Raw genomic sequence first — 23,967 nt, 5'->3', positions numbered from 1 at the left:
GATGGCGGGGATCAGCCCATGTGGATCGGGGCGTCCTCCGACTTGCGCCCGGCCTTGACGAACAGGGCGAGCACCGCCGCGAGGACCGCGACACCCGTGCTGACCACGAAGCCGAGGTGCATGCCGTCCAGGAAGGACAGGTGCGACACGTTGGCGATGCCCTGCACGACCTGCTCGGGCACGCCCGGCATCATCTTCGGGGTGGGCGCCCCGCCGAAGGTCGCCAGCTCCTTCAGCCCCTCGATCTGCTGCGGCGGGAGCGGCGGAAGCTTGGCCTCCGTCCAGTGGCCGTCGTAGACGTCTGCCACCTTCGCCGACACGATCGCACCGAGGATGGCCGTGCCGAGCGCGCCGCCGACCTGCATGGCCGACTGCTGGACGCCGCCCGCGACACCGCTGAGCTCCTCCGGCGCGTTGCCGACGATGATCTCGGTGGCGCCGACGAAGACCGGCGAGAGCCCGAAGGCCAGCAGGAGGAACGGGATCCCGCTGTCGAGGAAGCCGGCGTCGAGGCTGAGCCGGGACATCAGGAACATCGCCGTGGCGGTGATCAGCATGCCGCCCGCGATCGTGACCTTGGGACCGAACTTGCCGATGAGCACGGCGGCCAGCGGCGAGGCGATGATCATGCCTGCGCTCATCGGCAGCATCCGCACGCCGGACTCCAGGGGGGTGAGCCCGTGCACGCCCTGGAAGAAGAACGTGAGGAAGAACATCGCGCCGAACATGGAGAAGGCGACGAGCATCATCAGGCCGGTGCCGATGGAGACCGAGGCGTTCTTGAAGAGGCTGAGCGGCACGAGCGGCTCGGACGCCATGGTCTGCCACCACACGAACACGGCCCCGACCACCAGGGCCGCCGCCAGGAAGCCGACGGTCCGCAGGTCGCCCCAGCCCCAGTCAGGGGCCTTGATGATGGCCCAGACCAGGGAGAACATCGCGACCGACAGCAGCACGACACCCAGCCAGTCGACCTTCGACAGGGTCTGCGCCCGGCTCTCGGTGAGCACCCACAGGCCCATGGCCAGGGCCACGACGCCCACGGGGACGTTGATGAAGAAGACCGACTGCCAGTTCACGTTCTGCACCAGCAGGCCCCCGACGATCGGACCGGCGGCGCTGGACAGGCCGATGATGCCGCCCCAGGCACCCATCGCCACCTTCAGCCGCTCGCCGGGGAAGGCCATCCGCAGCAGCGCGAGGGCGGCGGGCTGGAGCAGCGCGCCGAACAGGCCCTGGAGCACGCGCAGCCCGATCAGCACGCCGACCGAGGAGCTGAGGCCGATCGCGAGCGAGGAGAGCGCGAAGCCCGCGACGCCGATCAGGAAGATCCGCTTGTGTCCGAACAGGTCACCGAGCTTGCCCGCGGTGATCAGGAACACGGCGAGCGCGAGCAGGTAACCGCTGGTCACCCACTGCAGGTCGGCAAGGGATGCCTTGAGGTCATTAGCGATCACCGGGTTGGCGATGGCGACGACGGTGCCGTCGAGCATCACCATGACCACACCGAGCGACACGGCCAGCAGCGTGAGCCATGGATGCCCCTGCCTCGACGTGCCGAAATCCGATGGCGGCGCGGCCACCGTCTTGGCTTGAGCCATGGAAGAAGTTCCCCTCGTGAGTTTCATCCGCCCCACATGGAGCGGCAACCCCAGGTAATTTATGACAGCCACTGACAAATGACAAATCATTACTATAAGACAGTCCATGACTTGTGGCAGACTGTGAACAACACGTTTCGAAGGGATGACATGCATGGGGCAGTCCGGCCTACGTGAACGCAAGAAACAGAAGACGCGGCTGGCGCTGATCGACGCCGCCCTCGACCTGTTCATCGAGCAGGGCTACGAGGCCACGACCGTCGACCAGATCGCGGCCGCCGTGGACGTCTCACCCCGCACGTTCTTCCGCTACTTCGCGACCAAGGAGGACGTCGCCCTCTCCCTGCCCCTCGACGTGCAGGAGGTCATGCTGGCCGAGCTGGCCTGCCGGCCGGCGGAAGAACCGCCTTTCACCGCGCTCAGCCATGCCCTGCGCGCGGTGATCACCATGCTAGAGGAGGGCGACCTCGCCGAAAGATCCAGGTTCCTCAAAGCGCACGAGCTGATCGAGAGCACTCCGGCGCTCCTGGCCGGAAGCGTGCGCCGGATGGTGGAGAACGAGCGCCGGGTGATCTCCGAGATCACCCGGCGCGAGGGCACCGACCCGGACGACCTGCTGCCCCAGTTCGTCGTCGTGCTCTTCACCGCCGTGACCCGGACCGGCTTCGAGTTCTGCGATCGGGCGAGCATCCACGACCTCCCCGCCCTGGCCGAGCGCATGGAGGCGGCGCTGGCTCTGGCCGAGCGCTCGCTGCGCCCCGGCTGGGATCGCCCCTAGAGATCGTCACCTGTCCGTACGGCGGGCGACGATCTCACGGACGACCGAGGCCAGGAGGTCGATGTCGGCCTCGGTGGTGCGCCAGTTGACGATGGCCGGTCGCAGGGCGGTCATGCCCCGGTAGGTGGTGGTCCCGGCGTAGACCCGGCCGTCGGCGAGCAACTCCTCGCCGAGCCACCTGTTCAGCTCGTTCAGCTCCTCCTCCGGAACGCCCGGGGGACGGTAGCGGAAGCAGACCACGCAGAGCCGTATCGGGGCGAGCAGTTCCAGGTCGGGGGCCTCCTCGACGATCCGGCCGAGCCGCAGGGCCAGGTCGTGGTGGCGCTCGACCATCTCCCGGTAGCCCTGCCTGCCATAGGCGCGCAGGGTCGCCCAGATGGGCAGGGCCCGCGCCCGCCGCGAGGACTCGGGACCCAGGCAGTTGTAGTTGATCTGCGGGTCGTCCTCGGCGGGCAGGTACGGCGCGCCCCACGGGCCGAACGTCCGGCTCAGGAACGCCGGGTCGCGGACGAACGCGAACCCGCTCTCATAGGGGACGTTGAGCCACTTGTGCCCGTCGGCGGCCACCGAGTGAGCCCTCTCCACCCCGCGGACCAGATGCGACAGGCGAGGCGAGGTGGCCGCGAACAGCCCGAAGGCCCCGTCCACGTGCAGCCAGGCGCCGTGCCGCTCGGCCAGGTCGGCCAGGTCGCCGATGGGGTCGAAGTCGCCGGTGTTCACCTCACCGGCGTTCCCGACGATCACCGCCGGGCCGTCGATCTCCCCCAGCGCCCGGTCCATCGCCTCCAGGTCGACCCGTCCGGCCTCGTCTCGGGCGAGGACCCGGACGCTGTCACGGCCGCAGCCGAGCGTCAGCAGCGCCTTGCGGCTGCTCGGGTGGATGTATCCACCCGCCAGCACGGGCATCCGCGGCAGCCCCGCGAGCCCGTCCGCCGTCACGTCGGCGCCGTGCTGCTCGCCCCACCACTGCCGGGCGCACGCCAGTCCGGTGAGGTTGGCGAAGGTCGCGCTGGGAGTCAGCACGCCGCCGTAGGACTGCGGCAGCCCGAACAGGTCCTTGAGCCACCGCAGCACGACGGTCTCCGCCCGGGCGGCGAGCGGCGAGGTCAGCCAGAGCCCGGCCGACTGGTCCAGCAGCGAGGTGATCCAGTCACCCGCCTGGGCCGCCGGGGTGGAGCCGCCGACGACGAAGTGGAAGAAACGCGGCCCCGAGGAGTGGGTCGCCGCCGCGGTGCCGACATGCAGCAGCCGCTCGACGCTGTCCAGCGTGCCCTGGCCGTACTCGGGAAACCGGTCATCGAGCAGGTCGAGCATCGCGTCGGCGGCGTGGTCGTGGACGGGACGGTCGCCGAGCGAGTCGAGGTACGGCCCGGCGGCCTTGGCCACCGCCTCAAGCGCCCTCGAAGCCTGATCGCGCTCGTTCAGAGGATCGCTCATTCATGCAGAAAAACACACCTGGCATCGGTTTGTCAGCCATGTCCCGATCTTCGGCGTTCCGGCCCCCGCGAGGCGGCGCCCGCCTCCGGGCGGAGAACGTCGCAGCTCGCAGGCGGGTGCCGTCCCAGCGCGTTCTGGGCGACGTCCGGCCGGCGCGGCGCTAGGGTGCCGGTTAAGGCAAGGAAAACGACACATGACAGGATCCGCCTCGCCCGCCCCAGGAAGCAGCACCGTTCCCGCGCGCCGAGCGCCCCACCCCGTCCGGGAGACGTGATGACCAGCTCGCGACCCGTCATCGACGTGGTGGTCCTCACCATGAACGACCGGCCCGCCGCGTTCCCGCGGGCGATGGCGTCCCTTCTGGCCCAGCAGGGCGTCGAGCTGCGTGTGGTCATCGTGGGCAACGGAGTCGAGCCCGATCCCGGCCAGGTGCCCGCCGCCGTGCGCACCGTCACCCTGCCCGTCAACGCGGGCATTCCCGAGGGCCGCAACGTGGGCGCCGACGCCCTGGCGGGGCCCGGCTGCGGCGAGTTCGTCTTCTTCTTCGACAACGACGCCGTTCTCCCGGCTCCCGACACTCTCGCCCGGCTCGTCGCGGAAGCCCGCCGTCACCCCGAGGCCGCCTACATCCAGCCGCGCATCGCCGACCCCGACACCGGCGCCACCATGCGCCGCTGGGTTCCACGCCTGCGCGCCGGCGACGCCACCCGCCCCGGCGTCATCACCGTCATGGCCGAAGGCGTGGTCCTCGTACGCCGCGCCGACTACGAGCAGGCCGGCGGCTGGCCCGGCCATTTCTTCCTCTTCCACGAGGGCATCGACCTGAGCTGGCGGCTGTGGGACCTCGGGCGCACCGGCTGGTACGCACCCGACATCGTGATCCACCACCCCGCCACCGACCCCGCCCGGCACGCCGGCTTCTACCGCCTCGTCGCCCGCAACCGCGTCTGGCTCGCCTACCGCCGCCTGCCCGCCCCCCTGATCCCCGTCTACCTGGCGACCTGGACGCTGCTCGGCGTCATCCGGATCCGGTCCCGCGCGAACCTCGCCCTCTGGGCCGCCGGTCTGCGGGAAGGCCTCAAGGGAGGGCACGGCCGGCGCCGGCCGATGTCCTGGACCACCGTGCTGCGGCTCACCCGCGCCGGCCGTCCCCCGATCATCTGAGCGTCTTCCGGCGGCACGGCGCTCGCGCGGTCGCGGAAATCGCCGGCCCGCGCCGGACCCGTTCGGCTAGTTCATCGAGGGATCGTCGGGGCAGGTCGCCACGTAGGCGAGTTCGTCCCGCTGGCGGCGGAGAACCGCGCGCCACAGCGACTCGGGGTCATGGTGGAAGGTGTCGCCGGGCTCCGAGTCCACGACGTACCACGCGCCCTCGCCGATCTCCGCCTCCAGCTGCCCCGCCGTCCACCCGGCGTATCCCGCGAAGATCCGCATCTGGGCGATCTCTCCGGCGAGGATCTCCGGTGGGGCGTCGAGGTCGACGGTGCCGAGCCGGGACACGGCGGGCGTGCCCGCGTGCAGTCTCCGCCAGCCGAGAGGCTCCTGGCCGCTCGGGACCGCGGCCAGCGCCAGGGCGCTGTCGGTCTGCACGGGACCGCCCTGGAACAGCACGGGCGGACCGGTCACCATGGAATCCCAGGTGGGCAGCACTTGGATCACCGAGATGTCACTGGGGCGGTTGAGCACCACACCCAGGGTGCCTCCGTCGATGTCATGCTCCAAGACCAGCACCACGCTGCGCCGGAAGTTGGGATCGTCGAGCTGTGGTGTCGCCACCAGTAACCCACCGACGTAGATCGCTGCCGCCATACATCCATCATGAGGGGTAGACCCCGCACCGCGCTGCCCGCCCCCGCTCAGGATCCCTTAGATCTTGCGCTATATCACATAGGGTGCGTCGGAGATGACCTCGGGTAGCGAAAGTCGCCGACCGAGGAGGAGCGCGGCGAGGAGGCCGGGGAAGGACCTTCAGGTGGTCCTTCCACGCGGCCCCCGCGCACCCGCGACCGAGCCATCAGGCCTCGGTCATGCCGCTGCGCACCCGGCCCCCGGCCGACTCGCGCACGGCCGCCGCGACGGTCCCCGCCACATCCGCGTGGAACACGCTGGGGATGATGTAGTTCGGGCCGAGCTCCTCGTCGGTGACCACGGCGGCCAGCGCCCTGGCCGCCGCCAGCAGCATCTCCTGGTTGACCACGCTGGCCTGGGCGTCGAGCAGGCCGCGGAAGACGCCGGGGAAGGCGAGCACGTTGTTGATCTGGTTCGGGTAGTCCGAGCGGCCGGTGGCGACCACGGCGGCGTGCTCGCGGGCGTCGTCCGGTGAGACCTCGGGCTCCGGGTTGGCCAGCGCGAAGACCACCGCGTCATCGGCCATCGTGGCGATGTCGTCGCCGCTGAGGATGCCGGGGGCGGAGACGCCGATGAACACGTCGGCGCCCTTGACCGCGCCGCGCAGATCACCGGAGTAGCCTTCGGCGTTGGTGTGGTCGGCGATCCACTGGAGCGACTCGTCGAGGTCGTCACGGCCGCCGTGCACCGCGCCCAGATAGTCGCAGACGATCACGTTGTGCGCGCCGGCCGCGAGCAGCAGGCGCAGCACGGCCGTACCGGCCGCGCCGGCGCCGGCGAGGGTGATGCGGACCTCGCTCAGATCCTTGCCGACCACGCGCAGCGCGTTGGTGAGCGCGGCGAGCACGCAGATCGCGGTGCCGTGCTGGTCGTCGTGGAAGACCGGGATGTCCAGCAGCTCACGCAGCCGCCGCTCCACCTCGAAGCAGCGCGGCGCCGAGATGTCCTCCAGGTTGATGCCGCCGAAACCGGGGGCGATGAGCTGGACGGCCCGCACGATCTCGTCGACGTCCTGGGTGTCCAGGCAGATCGGCCAGGCGTCGATGTCGGCGAACCGTTTGAACAGCGCCGCCTTGCCCTCCATGACCGGGAGCGCGGCCGCCGGGCCGATGTTGCCCAGGCCCAGTACGGCGGAGCCGTCGGTGACCACGGCGACGCTGTTGCGCTTGATGGTCAGGCGGCGGGCGTCTTCGGGGTTGCGGGCGATGGCCATGGAGACCCGCGCGACACCGGGGGTGTAGGCCATGGAGAGCTCGTCACGGTTGCGCAACGGGACCTTCGAGCGCATCTCGATCTTGCCGCCGAGGTGCATGAGGAAGGTCCGGTCGGAGACCTTGTGGATGACGACACCTTCGACCGCCTCGAGGTTGTCCACGATCGCCTGGGCGTGCTCGGTGTCGCGCGCGGCGCAGGTGACGTCGATGCGCAGGGTCTCATGCCCGGCGGTGGTCACGTCGAGGGCGGTGACCACACCTCCGGCGGACTCTACGGCGTGGGTGAGCTGGCTGACGGCCTTACCGCCGGCAGGCACCTCCAGGCGCACGGTGATGGAGTACGACACGCTCGGCACGGTGGCCACAGTCATCCGCTCCTTTGCGACTGACCTGACTGGGATCCCTCCATCGTGCCATTACCGGACGAGTGGCCGTGCCGGTCACGGTCAGCTGAGAGCTGTCGATGCGGTCACAATCATTTCCACACACGTGTTGATCGGGATGCTCGTGCTGTCGATCACCAGGTGATACAGGATCGCCGAAGCCGGGTCGGCCCGGTAGAAATGGCGGACGTAGGCGGCTCGCGCCCGGTCGTTGTCCTCCACGAGCTTGCGCGCCTGGCGCTCGGTCACCCCGGACAAAACCGCCGTCTGAAGGATCCGGCGTTTGACCGGGGCGTCCAGACGCACGTGCAGGGCACCGGGGTGGTCGGCCAGGACCAGCGCCCCGGCCCTGCCGAGGAACACCCCGCCCTGGCCGCGCGCGATCTGCCTGATCACCCGTTCGGTGTGGGCGACGAAGTCCTCGGCGGGCAGCGGCATGGCTCCCGGGAAATATATGTCGATGCCGCCGAAGGTGACCGTCGGAAGGCGCATGGCCCCTGACAGCAGCCGGCCGAGCCCGTGTTCGGCCCGGTCGTCGTGGGCGAGCGCCTCCTCCAGCGTGCATCCGAGCTCCTCCGCCACCGCGTCGGGGATCGCACGGTCCAGGAAGGGCACGCCCAAACGTCCGGCGACCGCCGGTCCGATCACATTTCCGGCGGTGCCGTACGTCGCGGAGATGGTGACGACCCGCACGTCCTTGTTAATGCCCACAAAACGGGGCAATCAGAACAGATTGGGCCGGGCGATCAGAACAGCACGCTGGCCAGGTTCCTGCGGGCCCTTCCGATGGACGGGTCGTCGGAGGGAAGAGTGTCGAACAGGCCGAGCAGATGCTTCCTGGCCTTGTCGCGCTCTTCGCCCGAGGTCCGGCGCACCGCCTCGACGAGCCGGTCGAAGGCCGCGTCCACCTCGCCGGAGAGCATCTCGAAGTCGGCGGCCAGGAGCTGGGCGTCGATGTCGGCGGGGTCGGTCAGGCGGCGCTGCACCTCGGCGGGGTCGACGTCCTGGGTCCGCCGGATCAGGCCGAGCCCGGCCAGGCCCAGCTTGGCGTCCTCGTTGTTCGGAGAGCGGGCCAGCAACCGCTCGTAGGCGGCCACGGCGCCGTCGAGGTCACCGGCCTCGATGGCCTCCTCCGCGGCGAGCAGGTCCGGGTCGGCCGGGGGCTCCTGCCGCTGCCCCGCCTCGGCCTCGGCGCCCTCGGCGGGCGGCGGGAGGTATTGGGCCAGAGCCTGCATGAGCTGCGACAGCCAGTCGCGCAGCTGCTCTTCGGTGGCGATGCCGGGAACGACCGCCACCGGCTGCCCCTGGAAAAGGGCATACAGGGCAGGCACGTTCTGCACCCGGAGCGCCTGCGCGATCTGCGGGCTCGCCTCGACGTCCACCCGGGCCAGGATCCACCTGCCCCCGCTCTCGGCGGCGAGCTTCTCCAGCAGCTGGCTGTATTCCTTCGCCTGCTCGGCGCGGGTCACGGTGAGCTCCAGCAGCACGAGGCTGCTCATGGAGCGTTCGATGACCTCGGCCGCGAAATTGGCGTCATCGACGTATACGACCTGCGCCGGAGTGCCGCCGGCCTCGTGCGCGGCGGCCTCCCGCCGCGCCTGCGCCTCTAGCGCCTGCTTACGCGCGCCGAGATCCACGGCACCGTAAAGCGATCCGGGTCGATTGAAGTCCGCTGGGCTCATACTCCAATCCTGCCGCATCCCGGCCGCTGCGCTGAATCGCGCCCTGGGCCCCGCCTCCCCGCGGGTCTTCGCCTACGCCGCCAATCGGCCAGGTGGCGCGCCGGTGGGCGAAGACCTACGGGGGCAAGGGCCTAGAAGCGGGCGGGCTCGGCGTAGACGCCCCACTCGCCGCGAAGCGCGTCGCAGATCTCGCCCAGGGTGGCCTCGGCGCGGACCGCGTCGAGCATGGGCGGGATCAGGTTGCCCTCGCCCTTGGCGACCTGCACCATCGCGGCCAGCGCCGCGTCCACGGCCCCCTGGTCGCGCCCGGCGCGGCGGTCGGCGAGGACACGGTTCTGCTCACGCTCGATCTCGTGACTGACCCGGAGGATCTCCAGCGGCTCGTCGATGGAGGCCGTGTGGCAGTTCACCCCGACGATCCGCTTGTCCCCCTTCTCCAGCTTGCGCTGGTAGTCGAAGGCGGCCTCGGCGATCTCGGACATGAACCAGCCGTCCTCGATGCCACGCAGGATCCCGGCGGTCATCGACCCGTCGGAGCCCATGTCCCGGATCTTCGCGAAGATGGCCTCGGCCTCGGCCTCAAGCCGATCGGTCAGCGCTTCCACGTACCAGGATCCGCCGAGCGGGTCGGCGACGTTGACGACCTCGGTCTCCTCCATGATCACCTGCTGGGTGCGCAGCGCGATCTCGGCCGCCTTCTCCGAGGGGAGCGCCAGAACCTCGTCCAGCGCGTTGGTGTGCAGGGAGTTGGTGCCGCCGAGCACGGCCGCGAGCGCCTCGATCGCGGTGCGCACCACGTTGTTGTACGGCTGCTGCGCGGTCAGCGAGACTCCCGCCGTCTGGGTGTGGAAACGCAGCCACTGGGCCTTGTCGGTCTTGGCGCCGTAGACGTCGCGCAACCACCGCGCCCAGATCCGCCGCGCGGCCCGGAACTTGGCGATCTCCTCGAAGAAGTCGATGTGCGCGTCGAAGAAGAAGGACAGGCCGGGGGCGAAGACGTCGATGTCCAGGCCGCGCGACAGGCCGAGCTCCACGTAGCCGAACCCGTCGGCCAGGGTGAAGGCCAGCTCCTGCGCGGCCGTGGCACCGGCCTCACGAATGTGGTAGCCGGACACGCTGAGCGGCTTGTAGGCCGGGATCTCCGCGGCGCAGAACTCCATCAGGTCGCCGATCAGCCGCAGGTGCGGCTCGGGGGCGAACAGCCACTCCTTCTGCGCGATGTACTCCTTGAAGATGTCGGTCTGGAGCGTCCCGTTGAGCTTCCCGACCGGCACCCCCTGCCGCTCGGCGGCGACGACGTACATGCAGAAGATCGGGACGGCCGGGCCGCTGATCGTCATCGAGGTCGTGATGTCACCGAGGGGGATCCCGTCGAAGAGCAGGTCCATGTCCAGCGCGGAGTCGATCGCCACCCCGCAGTGGCCGACCTCGCCGAGCGAGCGCGGGTCGTCGGAGTCGCGGCCCATCAGCGTCGGCATGTCGAAGGCGACGCTGAGCCCGCCGCCGCCCGCCCCCAGGATCATCTTGTAACGCTCGTTGGTCTGCTTGGCGTTGCCGAACCCCGCGAACTGCCGGATGGTCCAGGCCTTGCCCCGGTAGCCGGTCGGGTGCAGACCGCGTGTGAAGGGGTATTCCCCCGGCCAGCCGATGCGCTCCATGCGCGGATCGTCACCGGCGGGCCCGTAGACAGGCTCCACGTCAAGCCCGGAGAGCGTCCGGAACTCGGCCTCGCGCTTGGCGGCCTTGTCGAACCGCGCCTGCCAGCGCGCGCGTCCCGCCTCGATCTCCTCGGCGTCCATCGCCAACTCCCTTGTGTGGCTTACGGCTCCTGCCCGGCTTGTGGCCTCAGAGAAATACTAGGACGTCCTAGTAATTTTTGGCCAGCGCCATCCGGAGAGCAGCCGTGACGGAGCCCTCGCCCTACCCGGGCCCGGCCTCAGCCCTCGAAGTCTCCAGCCGCCACCCTGAGGGTTCTGAGCAGGCCGAACATCTGCTCCAGCTCCGCCTCGCCGTACATGGTCATGGCGAAATCGGCACCCATCAGATCGGCGGTCGCCTCGCTCACGACCTTCCGGCCCCTGTCGGTGATCTCCGCCAGCACCCCGCGCCCGTCCCGCGGGTTGCGCATACGGCGGACCAGCCCGGCCCGCTCCAGCCGATCCACGGTGTTCGTCACGCTGGTGGGGTGCACCATCAGGCGCTCGCCGATCCGGGACAGCGGCAACGCCCCCGTCTTGCTGAAGGTCAGCAAAACCAATGCCTCGTACCGAGCAAAGGTCAAGTCATGCGGCTTGAGGAGCGTGTCCAGTTGCGAGAGCAGGATCTGGTGCGCTCTCATGATCGACGTGACGGCGGCCATGGCCGAGGACGGTCCGAAGTGAACGCGCCACGTCTCCGCGGCGCGCTCGATGGGGTCGAACGGCAAATTCAGCTGACCTGTAGCCACAGGGCTACGGTAGCGCGACCTCATCCCGGTTCGCCCATATACGTAGAGTTACCAGATTGACGGCTTCACCAAGAACCCGGGCGCCAAACGTCACGCTCAGTTATGGTTCCCACATCGAATGGTGAGGGCGCGGCCAAGTGGCCGCGCGGACTCAGTCCGGCCTGCGGGGGATGCACGCCGGACCGGTTGCCGAGGGGACCGGCCACCGCACATTCACGGCACGGGGGGTGCTTGATGAACGACAACTCGGTGGCGTTCAGACGCCACACAGACCTCGGCTCGGCCGACGCGGCGTGGATCCGTTCCACGCGCGCCGGTGCGTGAGCACAGGGGCGTTTCACGCGCGGAACTCCAGCAGAGTGCATTGGTGGCGATCGCCGTCCTGCTCGTGCTGGGCGTGGTCGCGGCGTGGAGCGTCCTCATTCCCGGTGTCAGCGCGTGGGAGAACATAGTCGTCGCGGTGATCGGCTCGCTCCGGCTCACCGGACCGGTGGCCTCGGCGTTCGCCGCCTGGGTGGCGGTACGCAGGCGACGCGGGACCGGCCGGCGGTCCATGACCGCCTGGCAGGCGATGCGCGTGCCGCTGGCGATCATGGTGGTGGTCTGGGGATCCTTCACCGCCACGGTGCTGTGCCTGGCGATCAGGACCATGCTCACCGAGCAGGCGGGACGGCTGCTGCCCAGCGGGCTGGTCATGGGCGTGGCGGGACTCGCGCTTTACGTCACCATCGGCTGGGTGACCGGCTGGCTGCTGCCTTGGACGATCACACCGGTGTTCGCCGGAATCGGCTGCTATGGCCTGTTCACGTGGCTCGCCCAAGGGGTGACCTGGGCCGACCGCCTCACTCCGGCCACGCAGGAGCCGTACGACCCGTTCCAGGGGTTGAGCTCGGCGGCCTTCGCCGACCAGACGCTCTGGCTGCTGGGCGTCAGCACCGCGCTGCTGCTCGGCTGGGCCGCCCTCGTGACGCGCCAGGCGCTCGTGCTGGCCGCCGCGCTGCTGGCGGTGCTGGCCGCCGGAACCGGAATGGCCCGGCTCTTCACCGAGCCGCAGACGATCTCCGCCCAGCGGGTGGTCTACAGCTGCCAGGAATGGCCGATCACGGTCTGCGTGCACCCGGGGATGCGCACCGGGCTGCCCGAGCTCGGCTCCGCGTTCATCAAGATCGCCGCCCGGCTGGCGGGGACGCCCGGCGAGTTCTCCCGGCTGGAGCAGCATCCCCGGCGCGACGACATCACCCTCGCCCCGGGCGCGGTGCCCATCCACGTGGACGACCTGGCCGCCGGTTTCGCCGACGAGGCGGCCGACGAGTTCGTCGAGAACCTGGCCCGGGAGTGCGACGGCACCCCCGCGGGCGGCTATCGCGACATCGTGATCGCGTGGTTGCGCGGCAAGCCGCTACCCAGCGGACCGCTTCCCGAGCACCAGTACGCCGCTGCGTGGTTCGCCGGTCTCAGCGACACCCAGCGGCGGGACTGGCTCCGGGAGCACTACACCGACTTCGCCGAATGCCGCCTGCAGAGCAGTCACTTCGGCGGCCAGACCGGAGAGACGTGGCAGCCGGAGCAGGGCGTCCAGACCGATCAGGAGAACCACATCAGGCGGAACCGGCAGGCCCACTCGCCCTCCCTGGCACCCGGCCTCGCGCCCTCTGCCACCATGGCCACACCGCCCGCCCCGTACGGGGGTCCCACCGAGCAGCCGGGCGCGAAAGCACGGCCGCGGGATTGACAGGATCCGCATAGGCTCGACGTGAGAAAGCGGCCGCCCAGGGAAAGAGACCGCTGTGAAAGCCCCTCTAGAAGCACCGCCCGAGGCGCTCTCCACGCCTCGCCGGCGCGCCTGGCGCTTCCTCGCCGGACTGCTCGTCGCCGTCATCCTCCTCGTCGTGGGCGGCCGCCTGGCCTGGTCGTGGCTCAACCCGTTCGGTGAGAGCACGATCGACCGCAGCCAGCCCGTGCTCCTGCAGTCCATTCACAACCTCAGCCGCTTCGAGGCGGCCACCGGCAACTTCCAGGTCGTCGTGGACCTGGAGAAGGACGCGGCCTTCCTGCCCGACGCCGTCAAGGGCAGCCGCACCCTCTTCATCGGCGCGGGCGGCGTCGACGCCTACGTCGACTTCGGCGGTCTCGCCACGGGCGCGCTGACCGTCTCGCCCGACCGCCGGGAGGTCACGGTTCGGCTGCCGCACGCCCAGCTTGAGAAACCCAACCTCGACAACAAGCGCTCCTACGTCTATGCCCAGCAGCGCGGCCTGTTCGACCGGGTCCAGGACTTCCTGTCCTCCTCCCCCGGCGACCAGCAGGAGCTCTACGTGCTGGCCGAGAAGAAGATCGCCGAAGCCGCCCAGGCCAGCGACCTGCGCACCCGTGCCGACCAGAACACCAAGGCCATGCTCCGAGGCATGCTGGAGACCCTCGGCTTCGACAAGGTCACCGTCAAGTTCGCCGACGAGCCCTGACCGCTGACCGGCCAGACGGCCCTCACCCGGACGACCCCGGCCGAACAGGCTCGCCCGGGCGCCCCGGTCAGCGTCTCTGTCTCAGTCGATGGCCGCCAGGAGCTCGTCGGCGGCCTGGTAGGGATCGAGACCGGCGTCCAGGACACGAGTGGCGAGGGCGTCGAGACGCTGGTCCCCGTGGAGATCGGCGAAGCGGGAGCGGAGCACGGCCAGGGCGATGGCCTCGATCTCGTCCCGGGCCCTGACATGACGCCGGCGGCTGAGCTCCCCCGACTCCTCAAGGTAGGCCAGATGCTTGTCCAGGGCGTCGACCAGGTCTTCGGCGCCCTCACCCCGATAGGCCACGGTCGGCACGATCGGCGGCTTCCACGCGCGCTCGACGAGGGCGATCATGTTACGGAGCTCGCGGATGGTCGCCTGGGCGCCGTCGCGATCGGCCTTGTTCACCACGAACACGTCGGCGATCTCCAGGATGCCCGCCTTGGCCGCCTGGATGCCGTCGCCCATGCCCGGGGCGAGCAGCACGATGGTGGTGTCGGCCAGGGAGGCGATGTCCACCTCGGCCTGGCCGACCCCGACGGTCTCGATGAGGATGACCTCGCACCCGGCGGCGTCCAGGACGCGCAGCGCCTGGGGCGTGGCCCAGGACAACCCGCCGAGATGACCGCGACTGGCCATCGACCGGATGAACACCTCCGGGTCGGTGGCGTGATCCTGCATGCGCACCCGGTCGCCGAGCAGGGCCCCGCCGGTGAACGGCGAGGAGGGGTCCACGGCGAGCACGCCGACCTTCTTGCCCCGCTTGCGGAACGCCTGGACCAGCATCCCGGTGGAGGTGGACTTGCCCACGCCGGGAGAACCGGTGAGCCCGATGACCCGGGCCCGGCACGGCCGGCCCGCGCAGAGCTCGGCCGTGATCTCCCGGAGCATGGGCGAGCCGTTCTCCACCATGGAGATCAGCCGGGCCACGGCCCGGGGCTGCCCTTCTCGCGCCCGCGCGACCAGGTCGGAGATCTCCGCGGCCGGTGACCGCCCGTTTCGCGAGGCCAGGTCGGAAACCCCCACGGTCAGGCCGAGGGGACGCGGATGATCAGGGCGTCGCCCTGGCCGCCGCCACCGCACAGACCGGCGGCGCCGAGGCCGCCGCCCCTGCGCTTGAGCTCGTGGGCCAGGGTCAGGACGATGCGGGCACCGGAGGCGCCGATCGGGTGGCCGACGGCGATGCCTCCGCCGTTGACGTTGATCTTCTCAAGCGGGACGCCGAGTTCCTTGGCCGACTGGATGACGACCTGGGCGAAAGCCTCGTTGATCTCCAGCAGGTCGAGGTCCTCGACCGAGAGCCCCTGCTTGCCGAGCGCGTGCTTGATCGCGTTGGCGGGCTGGGACTGGAGCGAGTTGTCGGGCCCGGCCACGTTGCCGTGCGCGCCGATCTCCGCCAGCCACTCGATGCCCAGCTCTTCGGCCTTGGCCTTGGACATCACGACCACCGCGCAGGCGCCGTCGGAGATCTGCGAGGCCGACCCGGCCGTGATCGTGCCGTCCTTGGTGAACGACGGCCGTAGCCGCGCCAGGACCTCGGCGGTGGTGTCGCCGCGCACGCCCTCGTCGGCGGAGAACACCACCGGGTCGCCCTTGCGCTGCGGGATCGACACGGGGACGACCTCGTCGTCGAACACGCCGTTCTTGATCGCCGCGGCGGCGAGCTGGTGGGAGCGGGCCGAGAACTCGTCCTGTTCCTCGCGGGTCAGGCCGAGGCGCGCGTTGTGCCGCTCGGTGGACTCGCCCATGGCTATCTGGTCGTAGGCGTCGGTGAGCCCGTCGAAGGCCATCGAGTCGACGATGCCGGCGCCGCCGTACTTGACCCCCTTGCGCAGGCCGGGCAGCAGGTGCGGGGCGTTCGACATGGACTCCATGCCGCCCGCGACCACGATGTCGAACTCGCCCGCCCTGATGAGCTGGTCGGCCAGGGCGATGGCGTCCAGTCCGGACAGGCAGACCTTGTTGATCGTCAGCGACGGCACGGTCATGGGGATCCCGGCCTTGACGGCTGCCTGGCGGGCGGGGATCTGCCCCGATCCGGCCTGCAGCACCTGACCCATGATCACATACTGCACGGCTTCGGGAGCGACGCCGGAGCGCTCCAGCGCGGCCTTGATGACGATACCGCCGAGCTCGACGGCCGACAGGTCGGACAGCGAGCCGAGCAGTCGGCCGATGGGGGTGCGAGCTCCGGCGACGATGACGGAAGCAGACATAGGGGCCTCCCTGGCGGGACTTGGGGCGACTTTGCCACCATACCCATGAGCACCCGAGTGACCGCCATGGAGGTTGGCCCTATGTTCATGCGTATCGATCATGTGGGAATCGCCTGCCACAACCTGGAAGAGAAGATCGCGCTTTTCGAGCAGACATTCGAACTCACCGTAGTGGCGCGGGAGATCAACGAAGAGCAAGGCGTCAAGGAAGCGATGTTGCACATCGCCGACGGCAATGGCGGCGGTTCCTACATACAGCTACTCGAACCGCTTGGTCCCGATACGCCCGTGGGCAAATTCCTCGCCAAGCGGGGCGAAGGGGTGCACCATGTCGCTTTCGGCGTCCCTGACGTGGGGCAAGCCCTCCAGCAGATCGGCGGCAAGGGAATCCGGCTTCTCGACGAGAAACCGCGACACGGCTCGATGGGCTCCTCCATCGCATTCCTTCATCCCAAAGATGTTGGAGGAATGCTCACGGAGCTCGTTCAGGCTGCGGAAGATTAACCGGCTCTGACGTCGAACACAAGAAAGGTCCATACGTAACAAGTCACGCAGAAAGTCGGAGGGGACCTCCAACATGCCAACACCGGAGTACGCTGGCCTATCACCGGACGTGGACCCCGCCACGGCTCCGCCTCGGATGTCCGAAACCCCCCGTCCGGCCCGTGTAGCCGCCTCGACAACCCAGGATCGAGCCTCCATGCAGTCCGACATCGACGCCCAGCTCAACAACTTCTTTGAAGACGCCCCCGCTCGGGAATTCGACGTGGTGCTTCGCGGCTATGACCGGCACCAAGTGCACGACCATCTGAAGCAGATCGACGCCGAGCTGCGTCAGGCCCGGGAGCAAGTTCAGGGCCTGCAGCGGGACCTGTCCGACTCCCAGCGTCAGTTGCAGGAGCAGGAGCGCCCGACCTACTCCGGTCTTGGGGCGCGGATCGAGCAGCTGCTGCGCCTCGCGGAGGAGCAGGCCACCGAGCTGGTCCAGGCGGCCCGCTCCGAGGCCAACGAGATCAAGGCCTCGGCCAAGGTCGAAGCCGCCGACCTGCGCGCCGCAGCGGAGAACGAGGCGGCCGAGAAGCGCGCCCTGGCCACCCGTGAGGCCGAGGAGATGCGCACCAACGCGGAGCGCGAGGCCGAGGAGATCCGCTCGACCTCCCGCCGCGAGGCGGATGAGCTGACCTCCACCACCGAGCGCGAGGTCGCCAAGGTGCGGGCCACCGCCGACCACGAGGTGGCCGAGAAGCGCGCCGACGCCGAGCGCGAGATCGCCAAGCTGCGCACCACCGCCGAGCGCGAGGTCGCCCAGCTCCGTGCCTCGACCAAGCGCGAGCGCGACGAGATCCTCACCACCGCCAAGCGCCAGGCCGACGAGATGCGCGCCCAGGCTCAGCGGGTCCTGGAGGAGTCCGAGGCCAAGCGCGCCCAGGACGAGGCCGAGTTCGAGATCCAGCTGGCCTCCCGCCGCGAGGAGGCTGAGCGCCAGGAGGCCGAGCGTCACGCCACCGCCCAGGCCAACACGCAGAAGCTGGTCGCCGAGGCCGAGCAGCGGGCGTCCACCGCCGAGCAGCGCGCCACCAAGGCGACCCAGCAGGCCGAGCAGACCCGCCGCGAGGCCGACACCCACGCCAAGCAGCTGCTGGCCAACGCACGCAAGAACGCCGACCAGCTCGTGGCCGACGCCAAGACGAGCTCCGAGACGATCGTCTCCGAGGCCAAGGCCGAGGCCGAGCGGAGCCGCTCGGTCGCCCAGCGCCAGGTCGACGAGCTGACCCGTCAGCGCGACAGCATCACCAGCCACCTCGCGCAGCTGCGCCAGCTGCTCGGCGGTGCACCGCTCCCGGCTTCCGAGCCGGAGCCCGCGATCGCCGCCGCCCCGGCCAAGCCGGCCATTCCCGCGGCCAACGGCGAGAAGCCGGTCACGACTCCCGCCAAGGCCGAGGCGAAGGACGACGACGCGGAGTGGTGGCAGGAGTAGCACCATCCCCTTCTGGGGCATCGACGACGGCTACGGGAGAGCCTGGCGACCTTGAGGTCGCTAGGCTCTCCTCTGTTGTCCCGTCGCCGTCTCGCGCGGCTGTACGCACTAGGAGCAGCAGTGCCTGAATCGTCTCAGCTATCCGACGAGCCCAAGGTGCCTGCCCCGAGCCCCCGCACCTCTCCCGAGGCCTCTGACGGGCACACCGCGCCGTACGGCAGGCCCTTCGAGGCCTCCGAGGAGCACGCGGCGCCGTACGGCAAGCCGGGCAAGCCGCTGGCCAAGAGCCCGTTCCTGATCGGCCTGACCGCCGGCATGGGCCTGCTGACCGCGTGGGCACTGGCCCAGGCCCTGGTCACCGCGCGCAACGTGATCGTGCTGGTCGTGGTGGCGCTGTTCCTCGCCGTGGGACTCAACCCGGCCGTCGAGGCGCTCCAGCGGCGCAGGATGGCCCGGCGCTGGGCCATCCTGATCGTCTTCGGCGCGGTGATCCTGTTCTTCGTGCTCTTCGGGCTGGCGATCGTCCCGCCGGTGAGCCAGGAGATCACCGCGTTCGTCGGCGCGGTCCCCGGCTACGTCCAGGAACTGCTCGCCAACCCCACGCTCAAGAAGCTGGACGGCGAATACCAGATCCTGACCAGGATCGCCGACTACATCACCAGTGGCGGTCTCGCCCAGGTCGTGGCGGGAGGACTGGTCGGCGCGGGGGCGGTGGTGTTCAGCGCGTTCTTCTCCGGGGTCACGCTGCTGGTCCTGACCCTGTATTTCCTCGGCTCGCTGCCCTCGATCAAGGACTACCTCTTCGGGCTCGTGCCGAGCAGCCGCAGAGGACGGACGCGCGCGCTCGGCGACGAGATCCTCGACGGCATCGGCGGCTATGTGGCCGGAAACCTGCTGATCTCGGTGATCGCGGGCGTGGTCACCTGGGTGTTCCTCACCGTCCTGGGCGTCGAATACGCGCTGGCCCTCGCCCTGATCGTGGCGGTCACCGACCTGATCCCGCTGGTCGGCGCGACGATCGGCGCGGTGCTGGTGAGCGTGGTCGCGCTGCTCCAGTCGGGAACGCTCGGCATCGCCTGCGCGATCTTCTTCCTCGTCTACCAGCAGGTTGAGAACTATCTGGTCTACCCGCGCGTGATGAAGCGCTCGGTGGACGTCGCCCCGGCGGTCACCGTGATCGCCGCGCTGTTCGGCGGCGCGCTGCTCGGCATCGTCGGGGCGCTGCTGGCCATCCCGGTGGCCGCGGCGATCGCGCTGATCATCCGTGAGGTGGTGCTCCCCCGGCAAGCTCGCCTATGAATCCGGCCACCGCGCGGTTGAACGCCTCGGGCTGCTCCATCCCGCTCAGGTGACCCGCCTTCTCGATCACGGCCAGCCGCGCGTCCGGCACGGCTTCGGCCATCGCCTCGGCATCGGCGAGCGGGGAGATCTCGTCCTCCTCCCCCACGATCACCAGCGCGGGCACCTTGAGCCCGCGCAAGGTGCCGAAGGAGTCGGGACGGCCCGCCATCGCCCGCTGAGCCCAGGCCACGGCCTGCGGCGGGGCCGACTGGACCAGCCCCCGCACCCGGCCGAACACCATCGCCCTGCGCCGTATGGTGGTCTGCCCGATCAGCGCCGGAAGCATCTCCTCCAGCAGAACCGATGTGCCGTCTTCGACCACGGCGGCGGCGATGCGCTCACGGTTCGCCCTGGTCGCCTCGGAGTCGGCCCCCGCCCTGGTGTCGGCGAGGATCACCCCCAGCAGCCGGTCGGGGTGACGGCGGCACAGGGCCATCGTCACACAGCCCCCCATGGACTGGCCCCCGATGACGGCCCTGTCGACGCCCTCGTGATCGAGCAGGCGCACGACGTCGTCGGCCATCACGTCGAGAGAGGGCGCGTCGTCCCCGAGCACCGAGCCGCCGAAGCCCCGCAGGTCGGGAGTGATGACCTTGCAGTGCGCGGCCAGGCCCTCGCGCTGTGCCAGCCACATGGCGGACGACAGAGGGAGCGCGTGGAGAAGGACGACCGGAAGTCCCTCGCCCGCCGATCGTGTGTACAGGTCCACGCGATCCACGGTAATCGCGGACTCTCGATCTTGCACCCCTTGATTTACAAGGGTTGTCATGGCCTTGGACATCGGCTCCGGGTCCCGGACAGGTCCCCGCCGTCGTGGGGATCAGTGGGGATCACGGTCGAGGGCCGGTGACGATCCACCGCCGGTGACGGCCCGGCCCGGAGCGGTGACGGCCCGGTCCGAAGCCTGGGACGTCGGCCCCGGGTCCCACCCCCGCGCGCCGCTTAACCGCGACGCGGCGGGAGAATCTCCGCCTTCAGGCCTGGGAGGAGTTCAAGAACCGGCGATCTCCGTGGGGAGAGGGTAGGCGGCCGGGTTCACCCTCCGGACGATCTCGTTGAGGACGATCCGCACGTACGGCTCACCGACCCACAGGTGCTTGGCGCCGTCCACCCCGACGACCTCGGCCTGGGGCACCCGGGCGAAACGCTTACGCGCCTCCTCCGGCTGGAGGTAGTCGTCGAACTCGGGGACCAGCGCGGTCAGCGGGCGGCCGAACTCCGCCCACGCGTCCAGATCCGCGTCGGTGGCCCGGTGCAACGGCGGGGAGAGAAGGATGGCGCCCTCCACGAGCGGGTCGTGGCCCCACTTGAGCGCGAGCTCGGTGCCGAAGGACCAGCCGACCAGCCAGGTCCGGGGCAGGTCGTGGAACTCGGCGTATTCCAGCGCGGCGGCGACGTCCAGGCGCTCCTCCTGTCCCCCGCCGAAGGCGCCTTCGGACGTGCCCCGGTCGGAGGTGGTGCCACGGGTGTTGAACCGCAGCACGGCCAGATCCGCCAGCGCGGGCAGCCGGTTGGCGGCCTTCTTGTAGACGTGGCTGTCCATCATGCCGCCATGCGTGGGCAGTGGGTGCAGGCAGACCAGCGTGGCCACCGGGGGCCTGTCCGCTGGAAGGGCCAGCTCACCGACGAGCGTCAGCCCGTCGCCGGTGTGCAGCTCGATCGGCTCCCTGCGCGCGGGCAGCACCGTAGAGGCCCTGATCTCCATGTATTTCCCACTCCGTCTCTTGCTCGGCGTTTCGCCCAGGGCGAGAGCCCGAGGGCTTTCGCACCGAAGGTGTTCGAGGGCCGGGCGCCGGCGGACCGAAGGTCCGGGAGGAGCGCCGCGGGGCCGTCTTCAGTATCCGGCCCGGCCGGGACCGCACCTGCCTCAGTATCTGGTCCGGCCGGGACCGCGCTTGACCCGATTGCGCCAGCACGCCGTGTGCCAGTGCCTGCGCTCGTCCTCCCCGCCCGCCCACGCGGGCCAGCTCACCAGGTGCGGAAGGCCCGATCTGATCTCCTGGTCGCAGCCGGGGCACCGGTAGACCTTGTCCGCTCCGGCCCCGGTGACCCTGCGCACGTGCCAGTCGCCGTCGGGCCACTCCTCGACAAGGTCGACACCGGGCACGAACCGGCCGACGGGACGGGAGGAGCCCCGGCTGCCTCCCCTGTCGAAGGGGTCCGCCCTGCGGGCTTTGCGGGGGCTCATGGCAGGTCTCGGATGCTTCGCACCCCGGCCGTGACGAGCTGGTCGAGCAGCGGCGCGGGCGCGAAGGACGGCTCGCGATACTCGGCGTAGAGGGCACGCAAACCATCGCGAACGGTCTTCAGCCCCAGCTCGTCAAGCATCTCGAACGGCCCCGCCGGGTAGCCGCAGCCGAGCTTCATCGCCGCGTCGATGTCTTCGACACCGGCGTAGCCGGAGTCGAGCATCCGCACGGCGTCGTTCAGATACGGGTAGAGAAGCGCGTCCACCACGAACTCGGCCCGGTCCTTGCACAGCACCGGCGTGCGGCCGGTGATCCGTACCAGGCCCTCCACGGCGCGTACGGCCTCGGACGAGGTGAGCACCGTGGAGGCGACCTCGGCGACCTTGTCCCCGACCAGGTGCAGGCCGACGAGGCGCTCGGGGCTCGGAAGCTTCACGGCCAGCTCGACCACGGGATTGCGGGACAGCGCGAGGACCACGTCGGCGTCCTCAGGCGGCGCGGTCTTGAAACCGGCGGCGGAGAGCTGGGCGGCCAGCTCTTCGGCGCCCTCCCCCAGCACCGCCACCGAGTTCACCGACGGCTTGCCCGCCGGGGGCGAGGACCCCGCGCCCTCTCCCCGGTAGAAGCCGCCACCGGACTTACGGCCGAGCAGACCGGCGGTGACCAGCTCGCGCAGGATCGGCGCGGGGGCGTGGCGGCGGTCACGGCTCTCCTGGAACAGCACCGACAGCACCTCGTAGGAGGTGTCCAGGCCGATCAGGTCGAGCAGGGCGAAGGGGCCCATCGGCAGCCCCACGCCGAGCCTCATCGCGGCGTCGATGCCGTCACGGGTGGCCAGGCAGCTTTCCAGCAGGACGGCGGCGTGGTTGAGGTAGGCGAGCAGCAACCGGTTGACCACGAACCCGGCGCGGTCGCCGACCGTCACCGGGGTCTTGCCGAGCCTTCGCGCGAGGGCCGCCACCTCCTCCGCCAGGCCGTCCTCGGTGATCACCGTGTGGATCACCTCGACCAGCTTCATGACCGGCGCAGGGTTGAAGAAGTGCATGCCGACGACCTGGCCGGGCCTGGTGGTGGTGGCCGCGATCTCGGTGACCGAGAGCGAGGACGTGTTGGTCGCGAGCACCGCGGACGGCTTGCAGATCCGGTCGAGGTCGGTGAAAAGGGCCCGCTTGAATTCCATGACCTCGGGGATGGCCTCGATCACCAGGTCGGCGTCGGCGAGATCTTCCAGGGATGTGGTGAAGCTCACCCTGCCGAGGATCTCCATACGTTCGGCCTCGCTCAGCTTGCCCTTCGCCAGAGCCTTGGCCGTGGAACTCTCCAGGTGACCGCGGCCGCGCTCCAGTGCCGCCGGGTCGGCCTCCACGCCGATCACCGCGAGCCCTCCACGGGCGAGCACCTCGGCGATCCCCGCGCCCATCGTGCCGAGCCCGACCACTCCGGCCTTTTCAAAGCTGCGCGTCATAGCGCTCAGTCTCCCAGAGGTGTCCGTCCCACCTCAAAACCGGCTTGCGCCATCGGCACCGGGATCTCCCCGATAGGGTTCAGAACTGTTTGAGAAAACGTGAGCGAACGTGAGTGAACGCCTGTTTCAATGAGGGTGTGAAGCTTGCCCAGTGGGCGCGGTCGCAGGGCATTCACCCGCAAACCACTTGCCGATGGTTCCGGGAGGGCAAGATGCCCGTCCCAGCGCGCGATCGGGCGCTGCGGGCCGTCGCCGCCACCAAAGCCAGCCCTGGCCGGGTGCCCTCGTGAAGGTTGCCCAGGCATACCGGTTCGCCCTCGACCCCACCCCCGCGCAGGCCGCCGCGTTGGCATCGCACTGCGGCGCGGCGCGGTTCGCGTTCAACTGGGGGCTGGCCCGCGTCAAGGCCGCCCTGTCCCAGAGGGAGGCGGAGAAGACCTACGGGGTGCCCGAGGAACTGCTGACCGAGGTGCCGTGGTCGCTGTACGGCCTGCGCCGAACATGGAACGCCGCCAAGGACCAGGTGGCGCCGTGGTGGGCGGACAATTCCAAGGAGGCCTACAGCTCCGGCCTGGACGCTCTGGCGCGGGCGTTGAAGAACTGGTCGGCCTCCCGCAAGGGCGAGCGAAAAGGCAAACCTGTGGGGTTTCCCCGGTTCAAGGCCAAGCACCGCGCCGCGCTGTCGTGCCGGTTCACCACCGGTGTCATCCGCCTCGAGGCCGACCGGCGTCATGTGACCCTGCCCCGGCTGGGCACCATCCGCACCGCCGAATCCACCCGCAAACTGGCCCGCCACCTGGAGCGCGGCACCGGCCGGATCCTGTCGGCCACCATCCGAAACGAGGGCGGGCGCTGGTTCGTGGCGTTCACCTGCCAGATCGACCGCGC

Annotated in this window: 22 protein-coding genes; 8 read left to right on the top strand and 14 right to left on the bottom strand. The window is 69.9% G+C overall.

Annotated elements, in window-relative coordinates; translation table 11 throughout:
* Positions 1–11: 11 nt before the first annotated feature.
* A complete protein-coding gene (locus tag ACFY2X_RS27335) occupies positions 12–1,601 on the bottom strand; it encodes an MFS transporter (protein WP_389943034.1) in 1,590 nt (529 codons plus the stop codon).
* A 154-nt stretch (positions 1,602–1,755) separates the two neighbouring features.
* Between ACFY2X_RS27335 and ACFY2X_RS27330 the strand changes: the two genes are divergently transcribed.
* A complete protein-coding gene (locus tag ACFY2X_RS27330) occupies positions 1,756–2,379 on the top strand; it encodes a TetR family transcriptional regulator (RefSeq protein WP_389943031.1) in 624 nt (207 codons plus the stop codon).
* A gap of 6 nt (positions 2,380–2,385) precedes the next feature.
* Here ACFY2X_RS27330 and ACFY2X_RS27325 read toward each other — a convergent pair whose 3' ends face one another.
* Positions 2,386–3,816 (bottom strand): pyridoxal phosphate-dependent decarboxylase family protein, encoded by a 1,431-nt coding sequence (locus tag ACFY2X_RS27325; protein ID WP_389943028.1) that lies wholly within the window; start codon positions 3,814–3,816, stop codon positions 2,386–2,388.
* Between the two features lie 273 nt (positions 3,817–4,089).
* Between ACFY2X_RS27325 and ACFY2X_RS27320 the strand changes: the two genes are divergently transcribed.
* Complete coding sequence (locus ACFY2X_RS27320; protein ID WP_389943025.1) at positions 4,090–4,980, top strand: glycosyltransferase family 2 protein; 891 nt, start codon at positions 4,090–4,092, stop codon at positions 4,978–4,980.
* Positions 4,981–5,046: 66 nt separating this feature from the next.
* Here ACFY2X_RS27320 and ACFY2X_RS27315 read toward each other — a convergent pair whose 3' ends face one another.
* From ACFY2X_RS27315 to ACFY2X_RS27290, 6 genes are all read right to left on the bottom strand, one after another.
* Positions 5,047–5,625: a YqgE/AlgH family protein gene (locus ACFY2X_RS27315; protein ID WP_389943023.1), complete on the bottom strand. Its 579-nt coding sequence runs from the start codon at positions 5,623–5,625 to the stop codon at positions 5,047–5,049.
* 205 nt (positions 5,626–5,830) lie between these two features.
* Positions 5,831–7,243: an NAD-dependent malic enzyme gene (locus ACFY2X_RS27310; RefSeq protein WP_389943552.1), complete on the bottom strand. Its 1,413-nt coding sequence runs from the start codon at positions 7,241–7,243 to the stop codon at positions 5,831–5,833.
* Positions 7,244–7,324: 81 nt separating this feature from the next.
* Complete coding sequence (locus ACFY2X_RS27305; protein WP_389943549.1) at positions 7,325–7,954, bottom strand: AAA family ATPase; 630 nt, start codon at positions 7,952–7,954, stop codon at positions 7,325–7,327.
* A 53-nt stretch (positions 7,955–8,007) separates the two neighbouring features.
* Positions 8,008–8,943, bottom strand: coding sequence for a co-chaperone YbbN (locus ACFY2X_RS27300; protein WP_389943020.1), 936 nt, complete (start codon positions 8,941–8,943; stop codon positions 8,008–8,010).
* Between the two features lie 131 nt (positions 8,944–9,074).
* Positions 9,075–10,742 carry a methylmalonyl-CoA mutase gene (locus ACFY2X_RS27295; protein WP_389943017.1) on the bottom strand — a complete coding sequence of 556 codons (1,668 nt, stop codon included), beginning with the start codon at positions 10,740–10,742 and terminating at the stop codon, positions 9,075–9,077.
* 137 nt (positions 10,743–10,879) lie between these two features.
* Positions 10,880–11,413, bottom strand: a complete 534-nt coding sequence (locus ACFY2X_RS27290) for a MarR family winged helix-turn-helix transcriptional regulator (RefSeq protein ID WP_389943014.1) — start codon at positions 11,411–11,413, stop codon at positions 10,880–10,882.
* Between the two features lie 343 nt (positions 11,414–11,756).
* On the opposite strand from ACFY2X_RS27290, the gene ACFY2X_RS27285 reads away from it, so the two are divergent.
* Both ACFY2X_RS27285 and ACFY2X_RS27280 read left to right on the top strand, forming a co-directional pair.
* The gene (locus ACFY2X_RS27285) at positions 11,757–13,121 is read left to right on the top strand and encodes a hypothetical protein (protein ID WP_389943011.1); all 1,365 of its coding nucleotides are present in this window, start codon (positions 11,757–11,759) and stop codon (positions 13,119–13,121) included.
* 55 nt (positions 13,122–13,176) lie between these two features.
* On the top strand, positions 13,177–13,851 hold the full coding sequence (locus ACFY2X_RS27280) for a DUF4230 domain-containing protein (RefSeq protein ID WP_389943008.1): 675 nt from the start codon (positions 13,177–13,179) through the stop codon (positions 13,849–13,851).
* Positions 13,852–13,932: 81 nt separating this feature from the next.
* Here the strand turns inward: ACFY2X_RS27280 and meaB are convergent, their stop codons facing one another.
* Complete coding sequence (gene meaB, locus ACFY2X_RS27275; protein WP_389943006.1) at positions 13,933–14,916, bottom strand: methylmalonyl Co-A mutase-associated GTPase MeaB; 984 nt, start codon at positions 14,914–14,916, stop codon at positions 13,933–13,935.
* 2 nt (positions 14,917–14,918) lie between these two features.
* Positions 14,919–16,106 carry an acetyl-CoA C-acetyltransferase gene (locus ACFY2X_RS27270; RefSeq protein WP_389943003.1) on the bottom strand — a complete coding sequence of 396 codons (1,188 nt, stop codon included), beginning with the start codon at positions 16,104–16,106 and terminating at the stop codon, positions 14,919–14,921.
* Positions 16,107–16,187: 81 nt separating this feature from the next.
* Between ACFY2X_RS27270 and mce the strand changes: the two genes are divergently transcribed.
* The 3 genes from mce (at position 16,188) to ACFY2X_RS27255 (ending at position 19,383) form a co-directional block, all read left to right on the top strand.
* Positions 16,188–16,610, top strand: coding sequence for a methylmalonyl-CoA epimerase (gene mce / locus ACFY2X_RS27265; RefSeq protein ID WP_389943000.1), 423 nt, complete (start codon positions 16,188–16,190; stop codon positions 16,608–16,610).
* A 196-nt stretch (positions 16,611–16,806) separates the two neighbouring features.
* On the top strand, positions 16,807–18,084 hold the full coding sequence (locus ACFY2X_RS27260; RefSeq protein WP_389942997.1) for a DivIVA domain-containing protein: 1,278 nt from the start codon (positions 16,807–16,809) through the stop codon (positions 18,082–18,084).
* 120 nt (positions 18,085–18,204) lie between these two features.
* Positions 18,205–19,383 carry an AI-2E family transporter gene (locus ACFY2X_RS27255; protein WP_389942994.1) on the top strand — a complete coding sequence of 393 codons (1,179 nt, stop codon included), beginning with the start codon at positions 18,205–18,207 and terminating at the stop codon, positions 19,381–19,383.
* On the opposite strand, the gene ACFY2X_RS27250 is transcribed toward ACFY2X_RS27255, so the two are convergent.
* The 4 genes from ACFY2X_RS27250 to ACFY2X_RS27235 form a co-directional block, all read right to left on the bottom strand.
* A complete protein-coding gene (locus tag ACFY2X_RS27250) occupies positions 19,343–20,134 on the bottom strand; it encodes an alpha/beta fold hydrolase (protein ID WP_389942991.1) in 792 nt (263 codons plus the stop codon). The genes ACFY2X_RS27255 and ACFY2X_RS27250 overlap by 41 nt on opposite strands.
* Before the next feature lie 282 nt (positions 20,135–20,416).
* Entirely contained in the window at positions 20,417–21,130 is a 714-nt protein-coding gene (locus tag ACFY2X_RS27245) for an alpha/beta hydrolase (RefSeq protein WP_389942988.1), read from the bottom strand.
* Positions 21,131–21,292: 162 nt separating this feature from the next.
* Positions 21,293–21,613 (bottom strand): ATP/GTP-binding protein, encoded by a 321-nt coding sequence (locus ACFY2X_RS27240; protein ID WP_389942985.1) that lies wholly within the window; start codon positions 21,611–21,613, stop codon positions 21,293–21,295.
* Positions 21,610–23,079, bottom strand: a complete 1,470-nt coding sequence (locus ACFY2X_RS27235; RefSeq protein WP_389942982.1) for a 3-hydroxyacyl-CoA dehydrogenase NAD-binding domain-containing protein — start codon at positions 23,077–23,079, stop codon at positions 21,610–21,612. Before ACFY2X_RS27235 ends, ACFY2X_RS27240 begins: the two co-directional genes overlap by 4 nt.
* 286 nt (positions 23,080–23,365) lie before the next feature.
* On the opposite strand from ACFY2X_RS27235, the gene ACFY2X_RS27230 reads away from it, so the two are divergent.
* The coding region (locus tag ACFY2X_RS27230) for a helix-turn-helix domain-containing protein (RefSeq protein WP_389942979.1) at positions 23,366–23,967 on the top strand (602 nt) is incomplete at its 3' end.

The sequence above is a fragment of the Streptosporangium sp. NPDC000396 genome, assembly GCF_042898655.1.
GTDB lineage: Bacteria > Actinomycetota > Actinomycetes > Streptosporangiales > Streptosporangiaceae > Streptosporangium.
This window is presented reverse-complemented; position numbering and strand designations above follow the sequence as displayed.

Bases quoted from the DNA above. Each gene is read 5' to 3' on its own strand.
- ACFY2X_RS27335 (WP_389943034.1), bottom strand. From the start codon at position 1,601: ATGGCTCAAGCCAAGACGGTGGCCGCGCCGCCATCGGATTTCGGCACG.
- ACFY2X_RS27330 (WP_389943031.1), top strand. From the start codon at position 1,756: ATGGGGCAGTCCGGCCTACGTGAACGCAAGAAACAGAAGACGCGGCTG.
- ACFY2X_RS27325 (WP_389943028.1), bottom strand. From the start codon at position 3,816: ATGAGCGATCCTCTGAACGAGCGCGATCAGGCTTCGAGGGCGCTTGAG.
- ACFY2X_RS27320 (WP_389943025.1), top strand. From the start codon at position 4,090: ATGACCAGCTCGCGACCCGTCATCGACGTGGTGGTCCTCACCATGAAC.
- ACFY2X_RS27315 (WP_389943023.1), bottom strand. From the start codon at position 5,625: ATGGCGGCAGCGATCTACGTCGGTGGGTTACTGGTGGCGACACCACAG.
- ACFY2X_RS27300 (WP_389943020.1), bottom strand. From the start codon at position 8,943: ATGAGCCCAGCGGACTTCAATCGACCCGGATCGCTTTACGGTGCCGTG.
- ACFY2X_RS27295 (WP_389943017.1), bottom strand. From the start codon at position 10,742: ATGGACGCCGAGGAGATCGAGGCGGGACGCGCGCGCTGGCAGGCGCGG.
- ACFY2X_RS27290 (WP_389943014.1), bottom strand. From the start codon at position 11,413: ATGAGGTCGCGCTACCGTAGCCCTGTGGCTACAGGTCAGCTGAATTTG.
- ACFY2X_RS27270 (WP_389943003.1), bottom strand. From the start codon at position 16,106: ATGTCTGCTTCCGTCATCGTCGCCGGAGCTCGCACCCCCATCGGCCGA.
- mce (WP_389943000.1), top strand. From the start codon at position 16,188: ATGTTCATGCGTATCGATCATGTGGGAATCGCCTGCCACAACCTGGAA.
- ACFY2X_RS27260 (WP_389942997.1), top strand. From the start codon at position 16,807: ATGCAGTCCGACATCGACGCCCAGCTCAACAACTTCTTTGAAGACGCC.
- ACFY2X_RS27245 (WP_389942988.1), bottom strand. From the start codon at position 21,130: ATGGAGATCAGGGCCTCTACGGTGCTGCCCGCGCGCAGGGAGCCGATC.
- ACFY2X_RS27240 (WP_389942985.1), bottom strand. From the start codon at position 21,613: ATGAGCCCCCGCAAAGCCCGCAGGGCGGACCCCTTCGACAGGGGAGGC.
- ACFY2X_RS27235 (WP_389942982.1), bottom strand. From the start codon at position 23,079: ATGACGCGCAGCTTTGAAAAGGCCGGAGTGGTCGGGCTCGGCACGATG.